The following is an 11,496-nucleotide window of genomic DNA, read 5'->3' as shown; positions in this document are numbered from 1 at the left end:
ACCCTCACCCCCCCTACAAGCACCGCCAACAGCCCTTTTCCGAGAGTTTTGGAGGATTTCCCATGCGGCCAAGCCGCCGTGCGCCCGACGAATTGCGCCCCGTGACGCTGGAGCGCGGCGTGGTCAAATATGCGGAAGGTTCGTGCCTGGTGAAATTCGGCGACACCCACGTGCTGGTCACCGCCACGCTGGAAGACCGCCTGCCGCCATGGCTGAAGGGCCAGGGCCGCGGCTGGGTCACCGCCGAATACGGCATGCTGCCGCGCGCGACCTCGGAACGCACCCGCCGCGAGGCCTCCGCCGGAAAGCAGAGCGGCCGCACCGTCGAAATTCAGCGCCTGATCGGCCGCTCGCTGCGCACCATCATCAATCTCGAAGCGCTTGGCGAACGCCAGATCACGGTCGATTGCGACGTGCTCCAGGCCGACGGCGGCACCCGCACGGCCTCGATCACCGGTGCCTGGGTCGCGCTCGCCGATTGCGTCAGCTGGATGAAGGCGCGCAACATGGTGAAGGCCAATGTGTTGCGCGACAACGTCGCCGCGATCTCCTGCGGCATCTACAAGGGCACGCCCGTGCTCGACCTCGACTATGCCGAGGACTCCGAAGCCGATACCGACGCCAATTTCGTCATGACGGGCGATGGCCGCATCATCGAAGTCCAGGGCACCGCGGAACGCGAGCCGTTCACGGAAGCCGAGTTCCTGGCGTTGATGGCGCTGGCACGCAAGGGCGTCGCGCGTCTCGTGGACTTGCAGAAACTGGCGGTAGCGTAGTCAATAGGCCGATGCATCGCCGAATCACCGGAAAGCTGGTCATCGCGACCCATAATCCCGGCAAGCTCGCCGAGATGAAGGAGCTGCTCGCGCCTTACGGCATCGATGCGGTCTCGGCCGGCGAGCTAGGTCTTGCCGAACCGGAAGAGACCGGAAACGATTTCCGCAGCAACGCCGCGATCAAGGCGATCGCGGCAGCGCAGGCGACGAAGCTGCCGTCCTTCGCCGATGATTCCGGCATCGTCGTCGACGCGCTCGACGGCGCGCCCGGCATCTATTCGGCGCGCTGGGCCGGTCCGAACAAGGATTTTGCCGCGGCGATGGCGCAGATCGAGCGCCTGTTGCAGGAGCGCGGCGCGACCACGCCCGCCAAACGCAAGGCGCATTTCGTTTCCGCGCTCTGCGTTGCATGGCCCGACGATCATTGCGAAGAGGTCGAGGCGCGCGTCGACGGCACGCTGGTGTGGCCGCCGCGCGGCACCGCCGGCTTCGGCTACGACCCGATGTTTTTGCCCGACGGCCATAGCCGCACCTTCGGCGAGATGGAGAGCATCGAGAAGCACGGCCTGCCGCCGCTCGGTCTCGGCCTGTCCCACCGCGCCCGCGCCTTCATGAAACTGGCGGAGATCTGCCTTGAGCCGCGCTAAGGAAGCCTTCGGCGTCTACGTGCACTGGCCGTTCTGCCTGTCGAAGTGCCCCTATTGCGACTTCAACAGCCATGTCCGCCACGCCGCGATCGACGAGCCGCGCTTTGCGTCGGCTTTCGCGCGCGAGATCGCTGCGACCGCCGAGCGCGCGCCCGGCCGCGAAGTCACCTCGATCTTTCTCGGCGGCGGCACGCCCTCGCTCATGCAGCCTGCAACCGTCGGCGCCGTGCTCGACGCCATCGGCAAGCACTGGACCGTGGCCAAAGACGTCGAAGTGACGCTGGAGGCAAACCCGACCAGCGTCGAAGCCACGCGCTTTGCCGGTTATCGCACCGCCGGCGTCAACCGCGTCTCGCTCGGCGTGCAGGCGCTCGACGATGCCTCGCTGAAAGCGCTGGGCCGCATGCACAGCGCGCGCGAGGCCCTCGATGCCGTCGCCATCGCGCGCCGCTCGTTCGATCGTTATTCGTTCGACCTGATCTACGCCCGTCCCGACCAGACGCCGGCGATGTGGGCCGATGAATTGCGTCTCGCGATCGGCGAGGCGGCCGAGCATCTGTCGCTCTATCAATTGACGATCGAAGAAGGCACGCCGTTCTTCGGCCTGCATCAAGCCGGCAAGCTGAAGACGCCGGATGAAGCGGTCGCACGCGCGCTCTACGACGTCACGCAGGAGACCTGCGACAAGCTCGGCCTGCCCGCCTACGAGATTTCAAATCACGCGCGGCGGGGCGCCGAGTGCCGGCACAATCTGGTCTACTGGCGCGGCGAGGAATATGCCGGCATCGGCCCTGGTGCCCATGGCCGGCTCGACATCGACGGCATCAGGCACGCGACCGCCACCGAGAAGCGTCCCGAAGCCTGGCTGATGCGGGTCGAGACCAACGGGCACGGCGTCGTCACTGACGATCTCCTCAACAGCGAGGAGCGCGCCGACGAATTCCTGCTGATGGGGTTGCGCCTTGCCGAGGGCATCGACCCCGAGCGCTACCGCGCGCTGTCAGGCCGCTCGCTCGATCCCAAGCGCATCACGCTGCTGCGCGAAGAAGGCGCGATCACGGTGGATGCAACGGGACGGCTGCGCGTGACGAGCAGCGGTTTTCCGGTGCTGGACGCAGTGGTCGCGGATCTGGCGGCGTAGCGAGATCTCGTAGCCCGGATGGAGCGCAGCGCAATCCGGGTTCTGTCCGCGTGGTGAGACCGTCCCGGATTGCGCTGCGCTCCATCCGGGCTACGAAGCGATCAAGCCCCAAAACTCTTCGGCGAGCCCGCCACGGCTACACCGCCACCGGTCGTCACCTTCATCACCGCGAGGCCGCGCTCGTTCGTCCCGTCGGCGCGGAAGCGGAACAGGCCGTCGATGCCGGCGAAGCCGGAAGGGTTGGTGAGAACGTCGGAGGAGAAGCGCGTCGTGCCCTGCGTGCGCGCGAGCGCGGCGACGAGGGCGACGGCGTCATAGGCGAGCGTTGCGGTGCGCACGGGCTCGGCGCCGTATTTGGTGCGATAGCGGCCGGCGAAGGCGCGGAAGCCGGCCGGGTCCGGCGCGGCGTAGAGGCCGCCCTGCAAGCTGGAGCTGGCATAGACGCGCGGACTGTCCCACAGGCCGGTACCGAGCAGCTGGATATTGCGCAGGTTAGCACCCGCGGCGCTCAACGCATCGGCCACCGAGACGACGGCGTCGCCATCATCGGCGATGAACAGCGCATCGGCACTGCCGAGCTGCTGCGCCACGGTCCGCGCCGGCGTAGCGCGATCGGCGCCGTATTTCTCGAACGCGACAATGCGCCCGCCACGGCGCGGCACCGCCGCCTTCACGGCGGCCTCGACCACATTGCCGTAGGCATTGTCGGGCACGAGCACGGCGACGGAGCGCTTTCCGATGCCGGCGGAATATTCGACGATGCGGTTGACGTCGGACTCCGGCAGGAAGCTCAGGAGATAAACACCGCGGCCGGCAATGCTGGAATCGGTCGAGAACGCGATCACCGAGATGCCGCGCGTGCGCGCGATCTGCGCCACCGCAGGCACCGATTGCGCGAACAGCGGCCCCAGGATGATCTCGGCGCCCTCGTCGACCGCCTGCTGCGCACTCGCCTGCGCGCCCTGCGGGCTGCCATTGTCGTCCTTGATCAGGAGCTGGATGTTGGGATTCTGGAACTCGGCCAGCGCCATCTCGGCGGCGTTGCGCATCGACTGCGCGGCAAGGCCGGCATTGCCGGATGCCGAGAGCGGCAGGATCAGGGCAACCTTCACCCCGCCGGTGCCGGCGGTCGTCGCCTGTTGCGGCGGGCCGGCCGGCTGGGCCGGAGGCGGAGAGGAACTGCTGAACGGACTGGAGAACTGGCTCAGGCTCTGCTGCACGCCGGCGCAGGCCGACAGCAGCGGCGCGCCGAGCAAGAGGCCGAGCGCGCTTCGCCGGGTCGCCCCTGACATCAGGGGCCCCTGAACGGGAGACTCCTCCGAAAAGGAAGATCTGGGATCACGCGGGCCGAGCATGGCAGTTTCTCTTCTGACCGACCGTCGCCAGCCGCTCACGACATTCTTTCCACGACACCAGCCATGGATTCAGGCATATTGTCGGCAAATAGTTAACTCAAACAAAAGGATAATGCCCGCTTAACGCGGCTTCCTCTCAAGTTCTGGCTAGCTGTCCGCCGTCCGTCACCCCCGCATCAAGGCGGCGTTTCCGCCGCGAATAAGGCGCTGACGCTTCATTCCCTCGGGAATGTGATGCCGAATGGATCACATTCCAGTCTTCCCTTGCCTCGCCTCTCGCCCAGGCACGATCTTTTTCCGGGGACCGGTTCCCAGCCCCGGGGATCATGCCTAAGTTCGTCTGATTATGCGCGCAAAGCCGTCCCCGATAAATACACCTGAGACGACGGAGCCCGCCTCGCGCGGTTTCTCCATCGATGCCCATCGGCTTGTCGCGCCGAAGGCCGCGCCGGGCCTGCACCTGGTCGCGACCCCCATCGGCAATCTCGGCGACATCACGCTGCGAGCGCTGCAGACCCTCGCGGGGGTCGATGTCATCGCCTGCGAGGACACCCGCATCACGCGGCGTCTGACCGAGCGCTACGACATCTCCGCGCAGCTCAAGCAATATCACGAGCACAACGCGGAAGCGGCCCGCCCAAAGATCCTGGAGGCGCTTTCGCAGGGCGGCTCGATCGCGCTGGTGTCGGACGCCGGTACGCCGCTGATCTCCGATCCCGGCTACAAGCTGGTGCGCGAGGTCTGCGCCGCCGGCCACGCCGTCTACGCGCTGCCCGGCCCGTCCTCGGTGCTGGCGGCGCTGTCAGTCGCAGCGCTGCCGACCGACCGCTTCTTCTTCGAAGGCTTTCTGCCGGCGAAATCGGCGGCGCGGCGGTCGCGCCTGGCCGAGCTTGCGCGCGTCGATGCGACGCTGGTGATGTTCGATTCCGGCAATCGCGTGCAGGACACGCTGGCCGAGCTTGCCGAGATCATGGGGACCCGCGAAGCCGCGATCTGCCGCGAGCTGACGAAACTGCACGAGCAGATTTCGCGCGCGACGTTGCGTGAGCTGGCGCGCGGTGCCGACACGCTGGAGACGCGCGGCGAATTCGTGCTGGTGATCGCTCCGCCTGCGGCGGATGCCGAGATACTGACATCGGATGCACTCGACGACGTCCTGCGCGAGCAGCTCGCCGCGAACAGCGTCAAGGATGCGGTGGCGCATGCGGTCGCGCTCTCGGGCCGGCCGCGCCGCGAGGTCTATGCCCGCGCGCTCGAACTTGCCAAGGAATTGCGGGGCGGCGATGGCGAAGAATGAGGCCCCGGCGGAACCGAAAATCGCCTCGCCCGAGCGCGTCGCCGCGTTTCGCACCGGCATCTCCGCGGAAAGCCGCGCCGCAGCCTATCTCATGGCCAAGGGCTATCGCATCCTCGCCAAACGCTTCCGCACGCCGCATGGCGAGATCGACATCGTGGCGCGCCGCCGCAATTTGATCGCCTTCGTCGAGGTCAAGGCGCGTGCGACGCTGGACGACGCCGCCTTCGCCGTGACGCCGCGCCAGCAGCAGCGCATCATCGACGCCGCGCAAGGCTGGCTCGTCGCGCATCCCGAGCATGCGGAATTTGAAATGCGATTCGATGCCATGCTGATTGCGCCGCGGTCACTTCCACGCCATGTGTTGGCGGCATTCGACGCCTCGACCTGAAAGGCAGACCATGAAACTGAACGTCGCCGTCCAGATGGACCCCATCGCCCGCATCAACATCAAGGGTGATTCCACCTTTGCGCTGCTCCTGGAGGCGCAGAAGCGCGGCCACGGCCTGTCCTATTACACGCCCGACAAGCTCTCGATGGTCGGCGAGGAAATCGTCGCTCCCGTTCAGCTGCTCACCGTGCGCGACGAGCCCGGCAATCATTTCACCCTGGGCGAGCCCAGGCGCGAGGCGCTCAACGGCTTCGACGTGGTGCTGCTCCGCCAGGACCCGCCGTTCGACCTCGCCTATATCACCTCGACCCACCTGCTCGAACGCATCCATCCGAAGACACTCGTCGTCAACGATCCCGCCTCCGTGCGCAACGCGCCGGAAAAGCTGTTCGTGATGAACTTCCCGCAGCTGATGCCGCCGACGCTGATCTCGCGCGACCTCGACGAGATCAACGCGTTTCGCGACAAGCACGGCGCCGTCGTGATGAAGCCCTTGCACGGCCATGGCGGCGCGGCGGTGTTCCGCGTGATGCCGCAGGACATGAATTTCGGCTCGCTGTTCGACATGTTCTCGGTGACGTTCAAGGAAGCCTGGGTGATCCAGCAGTTCATTCCCGAGGTCAAGCACGGCGACAAGCGCATCATCCTGATCAACGGCGAGTTCGCCGGCGCGGTGAATCGCGTGCCGGCCGCCGACGACCTCCGCTCCAACATGGTGCGCGGCGGCGCGGCGCAGGAGACCGAGCTCACGCCGCGCGAGCGCGAGATCTGCGCCACCGTCGGCCCGGCGCTGCGCGAGCGCGGGCTGTTGTTCGTCGGCATCGACGTCATCAACGGCAACCTCACCGAGATCAACGTGACCTCGCCGACCGGCATCCGCGCCATCGCGCGGCTCGGCGGACCGGACGTTGCCGCAAAGCTCTGGGACGTGATCGAGCAGAAGCGGGCGAGGTAGCCGCCGGCTTGTAGCCCGGATGGAGCGCAGCGAAATCCGGGATGCCACACCATCTTCAGCGGCCCCGGATTGCGCTTCGCTCCATCCGGGCTACCCAATGCATGCACGGCATCACCTCACCCATCAATAACCACCCATTCACCATGACACGGCGCGCATCGTTCGAACGCACGGGCCGCGACTGCGTGAAACTACGGGGCCAGTGGCCGACCGGCTAACGCGACGTTCACCATCTGCCGAAAGACCACAGCGTGGCCAGCGCTCACATTCGGCCTCGCAACACCCCTTATACTTTTACTGCCTACTCATCGACATGGGGGACCCGCCAGGTGCGGTTCGAGTGCCCCGCGTAAGAGTAGAAGCGTATGAACACCGCACGCATTGTCGTTCTCGTCATCGCGCTGGGCGCCGGCGGCGTCGCCGCCTATCTGGCGAGCGGCTATGACAACAAGCCCGCGCCCGTTCTCCCCGTCGCCGAAAAGCTGCCGACGGTCGAGGTCCTGGTTGCCAAGAACGACATCCAGCTCGGTCAGGCCGTGAAGCCCGAGGACCTGCAATGGCAGGTCTGGCCTGCGGCGACCGCGAGCAGCGCGTTCATCCGCCGCGACAACAGGCCCGAGGCGCAGATCCAGATCGCAGGCTCGATCGCACGCGTGCCGTTGATGCAGGGCGAGCCGATCCGCGAGCAGAAGCTGGTCAAGGCCGACGGCTCCGGCTTCATGGCCGCGATCCTGCCGTCGGGCATGCGCGCCGTCTCCACCGAAATTTCGGCCGAGACTGCCGCTGGCGGCTTCATCCTGCCGAATGACCGCGTCGACATCATGCTGACCCGCCGCCTGAAGAATCCTGACGGGGCCGGCGGTAACGACCTCATCCTGTCCGAAGCGATACTGACCAATATCCGCGTGCTCGCGATCGACCAGGCGCCGAAGGAAAAGGACGGCCAGAACGCCGTCGTCGGCAGGACCGTCACGCTCGAACTCAAGCCCGACCAGGTCGCCGCGCTATCGGCAGCGCGCCAGGGCGGCACGCTGACTCTCGCACTGCGCAGCATCGTCGATGCCAACTCGGTCGACAGCACGCCCGAGGACCAGACGAGCAAGCGGTCCGGCGGGGTCAACGTGATCCGCTACGGCGTACAGGCGCGGCAACTGACGTCACAGAAGTGATGGGGATATGATGAACTACGGGGATGATCGGACCGGCATGCGCATTCGGGGGAAGCGCGCGCGCTCGTTCTGGACGGGGACGATGCTGATCCTGGGGCTCCTCGCAGTCCCCGATGTCGTCAGCGCCGCAGATGCGCCTGTGGGCGACCAGGCGCCGATGCAGGCAACCGATCTCGATGTGTCGCCGGTCGGGACGATCGCGCCGGCGAAGACGCGCTTCCTGTCGCTCGGCGTAGGCAAGTCCGCCGTTATCGACCTGCCGCGCGACGTCAAGGACGTGCTGGTCGCCGATCCCAAGATCGCCAATGCCGTGATCCGCTCGGCCCAACGCGCCTATATCATCGGCGGACAGGTCGGCCAGACCAACGTCGTGTTCTTCGCGGCCGACGGCCAGCAGGTGGCCGCCTACGACATCGCGGTGAAGCGCGATCTCAACGGCATGCGCACGGCGCTGCGTCAAGCGCTGCCGGGCGTGCAGATCGAAGGCGTCGGCGACAGCGTGATGCTGACCGGCTCGGTGTCGAGCCCGGTCGAGGCCCAGCAGGCCGGCGACGTCGCCGCGAAACTGGTCGGCGGCTCCGAGAAGGTGGTCAACAACATCGTCGTGCGCGGCCGCGACCAGGTGATGCTCAAGGTCGTGGTCGGCGAAGTGCGCCGCGATATCGTCAAGCAACTGGGCGTCGATCTCAGCGCCAGCCTGAACGCCGGCACCGCGGTGGTGAACTTCAACAATTCCAACCCGTTCTCGGTCAGCGGCGGACCGATCGTCAGCAACAACGGATTAGGTGTCGCCGGTCTGACCAAGGGCTTCGCGACCGTCAGCGCCACGATGCGCGCGATGGAAAGCGCCGGTGTCATGCGCACGCTCGCCGAGCCGAGCCTGACCGCGATCTCCGGCGAATCCGCCACCTTCATCGCCGGCGGCGAATTCCCCATTCCCTCGGGCTATGCCTGCGATCCCGTCACCCACGTTTGCACCACCCAGATCACCTACAAGAAGTTCGGCATCTCCCTGAACTTCACCCCGGTCGTACTGAGCGAGGGCCGCATCAGCCTGCGCGTGATGACCGAGGTGTCCGAGCTGTCGAACCAGAGCGCCATCACGGTGACCCAGGCGCTGTCGTCGAACTCGACGAACTCGATCACCATCCCCTCGATCCAGACCCGCCGCGCCGAAACGACGCTGGAAATTCCCTCGGGCGGCTCGATGGCCATGGCCGGCCTGATCCAGCAGCAGACCAAACAGGCGATCAACGGCCTGCCCGGCGTCGACCAGGTACCGATCATCGGCGCGCTGTTCCGCAGCCAGGACTTCGTCAACAACGAGACCGAGCTGATGGTGATCGTGACCCCCTATGTGGTGCGCGCGGTGGCTCAGAAGGAACTGTCCCGGCCCGACGACGGCTTCGCGCCGGCCTCTGACGCCCAGACGGCGCTGCTCGGCCGCATGAACCGCCTCTATGGCATCGCGCGCCGCGTCGATCCGATCGCGGGCACGCCCGGTGATTTCGGCTTCATCATCGACTGACGACGAACGGACGGCTTGGGGAATGGGGCAAGAGACGGGCAAGAGACGGGGCACGAGGGGATGAAGCGATGACGAAGACCATGACCGATCGACGTCGCACGTTGAGCGTCGCGCTGGCACTGACGGGGCTCTCCGTCATGCTGGGCGCCTGCAACACCACCGGCGAGATCGTCACCCAGACGGTGCCGACCGACTATCGCCAGCGTCACCCGATCGCGGTCGAGGAAGCCAAAAAGTCGATCGTGATCTTCGTCGGGAAGGCTCGCGGCGGCCTCTCGGCCGCGCAGCACGCGGACGTCGCCGGTATTGCCCGGGACTGGGTGCGCGAAGGCACCGGCTCGGTCGTCGTCGACGTCCCCGTCAACGCCGCGAATTCGCGCGCGGCGGCAGCGACCTATCACGAGATCCGTTCCGTGCTCGCATCCGTCGGCGTGCCCTCGCGTGCCATCGTCCAGCATCCCTATAGGCCCGAGGATCCCGGACTGCTGCCCACCATTCGCCTGAGCTATTCCCGGATCGCCGCGGTCGCCGGCCCCTGCGGGCTGTGGCCGGAAGATATCGGCCCCTCCATCCTCGACCCCGGCTACAACGAGAACCGGCCCTACTTCAACCTGGGCTGCGCCAGCCAGCGCAACCTCGCGGCCATGATCGACAATCCGGCCGACCTGGAGCAGCCGCGGTCCGAGACGCCGGTCTATAACGCACGGCGTGACATGGCATTCGAGCGCTATCGCAAGGGCACGCCGATCGCGACCAGCAATCCAGACGCCGACAAGGCGAGACTCAGCGACACAGGCAGATGACACGCGTCCACGACGAAGAAGCGGACGATCCGCAGCACCCCGAGGAACACATTGCGCCGGTTCCTCGCATCTCCGTGCAGGCCTTTTGCGAGACCGAGCAGACGCTCGCCGCGGTGACCGCGGCCGGGCAGGATCGCCGTCTCGCCAAGGCGCATCTCACCGCCAAGGACGGTGGCTTAGCTGCGGCAATCGAAGTCTATGAAACGATGCCGACGCCGAACGTTATCGTGATCGAATCCGACGGCACCCGCGACATCCTCGAGGGTCTCGACGACCTCGCCGGCGTCTGCGATCCCGGCACCCGTGTCGTCGTGATCGGCAATCCCAACGACACCGCGCCCTATCGCGAGCTGGTCCGCCGCGGCGTCAACGATTATGTGGTGGGACCGGTCGAAACGCTCGACGTCGTCCGCTCGATCTGCAGCCTGTTCTCGGCGTCCGAAACCATCATCACCGGCCGCGTCATCGCGGTGGTCGGCGCCAAGGGCGGTGTCGGCGCCTCCACCGTCGCGCACAACGTGGCCTGGACCATCGCCCGCGACCTCGCGCTCGATTCCGTCGTGATCGATCTCGACCTCGCCTTCGGCACCGCGGGTCTGGACTACAACCAGGACCCGGTGCAGGGCATCGCCAACGCGGTGCTGTCGCAGGATCGGCCGGACACGGCCCTGATGGAGCGTCTGCTCTCCAAATGCACCGAGCGGCTCAGCCTCCTTGCTGCGCCTGCCACCCTCGACCGCGTCTACGATTTCGGCGCCGAGGCCTTCGACGCGGTGTTCGACACGCTACGGATGACCACGCCCTGCATCGTGCTCGACGTTCCCCACCAATGGTCCGGCTGGACCCGACGCGCGCTGGTCAACGCGGACGACATCGTGATCGTGGCCGAGCCCGATCTTGCGAACCTGCGCAACACCAAGAACATGCTGAACGTGTTGAAGGCGGCGCGGCCGAACGACCGGCCACCACTCTACTGCATCAACCAGGTCGGCATGCCCAAGCGGGCGGAGATCGAGGTCAAGGCGTTCGCCAAGACCATGGAGAGCCAGCCGATCGCGGTGATCCCGTTCGATTCGAAGCTGTTCTCGACCGCGGCCAACAACGGCCAGATGATCGCGGAGGTCTCCAAGAGCCACCGCACCACCGAGCTGTTCCAGAACATGGCGAACCGCCTCGCCGGGCGCGGCGAAGTGAAGAAGCCGAAGCGCTCGCTGCTCGGGCCGCTGCTGAAGAGACTGAAGGGCCGGTCGGGGCGCGGGTCAGCCCCGCATCGCAAGGCGTCGTAGGGACAAGAGCTGAGCTCTCTCCGTCCCTCCCCCCTTGCGGGGGAGGGGGAGGGGGGGGGGTGGCACCCGGGGGCGGGTTACCACCCGCGCCCCTTCGTTGCGTCGTCACCCACCAGCCCGTTTTAGTGGGGGACCCCGCTCCCGAGCCCGC

The 11,496-nt window shown here is 66.6% G+C and carries 11 protein-coding genes; 10 read left to right on the top strand and 1 reads right to left on the bottom strand.

Annotated elements, in window-relative coordinates:
- Positions 1-62: 62 nt before the first annotated feature.
- The 3 genes from rph to hemW are packed head-to-tail and all read left to right on the top strand — an operon-like array spanning position 63 to position 2,564.
- Positions 63-776, top strand: a complete 714-nt coding sequence (gene rph, locus AC0L2J_RS33975) for a ribonuclease PH (protein WP_007598482.1) — start codon at positions 63-65, stop codon at positions 774-776.
- A gap of 11 nt (positions 777-787) precedes the next feature.
- On the top strand, positions 788-1,423 hold the full coding sequence (gene rdgB / locus AC0L2J_RS33970) for an RdgB/HAM1 family non-canonical purine NTP pyrophosphatase (protein WP_473395883.1): 636 nt from the start codon (positions 788-790) through the stop codon (positions 1,421-1,423).
- Complete coding sequence (gene hemW, locus AC0L2J_RS33965; RefSeq protein WP_473395882.1) at positions 1,410-2,564, top strand: radical SAM family heme chaperone HemW; 1,155 nt, start codon at positions 1,410-1,412, stop codon at positions 2,562-2,564. The genes rdgB and hemW overlap by 14 nt, the downstream gene beginning before the upstream one ends.
- A gap of 101 nt (positions 2,565-2,665) precedes the next feature.
- On the opposite strand, the gene AC0L2J_RS33960 is transcribed toward hemW, so the two are convergent.
- Entirely contained in the window at positions 2,666-3,919 is a 1,254-nt protein-coding gene (locus AC0L2J_RS33960) for a penicillin-binding protein activator (RefSeq protein WP_473395881.1), read from the bottom strand.
- Between the two features lie 346 nt (positions 3,920-4,265).
- On the opposite strand from AC0L2J_RS33960, the gene rsmI reads away from it, so the two are divergent.
- The 7 genes from rsmI to AC0L2J_RS33925 all read left to right on the top strand — a co-directional run bounded on the left by rsmI (position 4,266) and on the right by AC0L2J_RS33925 (position 11,345).
- Positions 4,266-5,216, top strand: coding sequence for a 16S rRNA (cytidine(1402)-2'-O)-methyltransferase (gene rsmI, locus AC0L2J_RS33955; protein ID WP_473395880.1), 951 nt, complete (start codon positions 4,266-4,268; stop codon positions 5,214-5,216).
- On the top strand, positions 5,203-5,604 hold the full coding sequence (locus AC0L2J_RS33950; RefSeq protein WP_063992222.1) for a YraN family protein: 402 nt from the start codon (positions 5,203-5,205) through the stop codon (positions 5,602-5,604). The genes rsmI and AC0L2J_RS33950 overlap by 14 nt, the downstream gene beginning before the upstream one ends.
- Before the next feature lie 10 nt (positions 5,605-5,614).
- The gene (gene gshB, locus AC0L2J_RS33945; RefSeq protein WP_007598473.1) at positions 5,615-6,559 is read left to right on the top strand and encodes a glutathione synthase; all 945 of its coding nucleotides are present in this window, start codon (positions 5,615-5,617) and stop codon (positions 6,557-6,559) included.
- 365 nt (positions 6,560-6,924) lie between these two features.
- Complete coding sequence (gene cpaB / locus AC0L2J_RS33940) at positions 6,925-7,728, top strand: Flp pilus assembly protein CpaB (RefSeq protein ID WP_007604036.1); 804 nt, start codon at positions 6,925-6,927, stop codon at positions 7,726-7,728.
- 10 nt (positions 7,729-7,738) lie between these two features.
- On the top strand, positions 7,739-9,256 hold the full coding sequence (locus tag AC0L2J_RS33935; RefSeq protein WP_088931293.1) for a type II and III secretion system protein family protein: 1,518 nt from the start codon (positions 7,739-7,741) through the stop codon (positions 9,254-9,256).
- 68 nt (positions 9,257-9,324) lie between these two features.
- Entirely contained in the window at positions 9,325-10,059 is a 735-nt protein-coding gene (locus AC0L2J_RS33930; RefSeq protein WP_063992225.1) for a CpaD family pilus assembly protein, read from the top strand.
- Positions 10,056-11,345, top strand: a complete 1,290-nt coding sequence (locus tag AC0L2J_RS33925) for a CpaE/TadZ family protein (RefSeq protein WP_063992226.1) — start codon at positions 10,056-10,058, stop codon at positions 11,343-11,345. Before AC0L2J_RS33930 ends, AC0L2J_RS33925 begins: the two co-directional genes overlap by 4 nt.
- Positions 11,346-11,496 lie beyond the last annotated feature (151 nt).

This window comes from Bradyrhizobium sp. MV1.5 (assembly GCF_055807615.1).
Note: the sequence above shows the minus strand (reverse complement) of the source record. Positions and strands in the feature narration are given on the sequence as shown.

Excerpts from the sequence above, each read along its gene's own strand:
- cpaB (WP_007604036.1), top strand. The coding sequence starts at position 6,925 with ATGAACACCGCACGCATTGTCGTTCTCGTCATCGCGCTGGGCGCCGGC.
- rph (WP_007598482.1), top strand. The coding sequence starts at position 63 with ATGCGGCCAAGCCGCCGTGCGCCCGACGAATTGCGCCCCGTGACGCTG.
- gshB (WP_007598473.1), top strand. The coding sequence starts at position 5,615 with ATGAAACTGAACGTCGCCGTCCAGATGGACCCCATCGCCCGCATCAAC.
- rdgB (WP_473395883.1), top strand. The coding sequence starts at position 788 with ATGCATCGCCGAATCACCGGAAAGCTGGTCATCGCGACCCATAATCCC.
- AC0L2J_RS33930 (WP_063992225.1), top strand. The coding sequence starts at position 9,325 with ATGACGAAGACCATGACCGATCGACGTCGCACGTTGAGCGTCGCGCTG.
- AC0L2J_RS33960 (WP_473395881.1), bottom strand. The coding sequence starts at position 3,919 with ATGCTCGGCCCGCGTGATCCCAGATCTTCCTTTTCGGAGGAGTCTCCC.
- rsmI (WP_473395880.1), top strand. The coding sequence starts at position 4,266 with ATGCGCGCAAAGCCGTCCCCGATAAATACACCTGAGACGACGGAGCCC.
- AC0L2J_RS33950 (WP_063992222.1), top strand. The coding sequence starts at position 5,203 with ATGGCGAAGAATGAGGCCCCGGCGGAACCGAAAATCGCCTCGCCCGAG.
- AC0L2J_RS33935 (WP_088931293.1), top strand. The coding sequence starts at position 7,739 with ATGAACTACGGGGATGATCGGACCGGCATGCGCATTCGGGGGAAGCGC.
- AC0L2J_RS33925 (WP_063992226.1), top strand. The coding sequence starts at position 10,056 with ATGACACGCGTCCACGACGAAGAAGCGGACGATCCGCAGCACCCCGAG.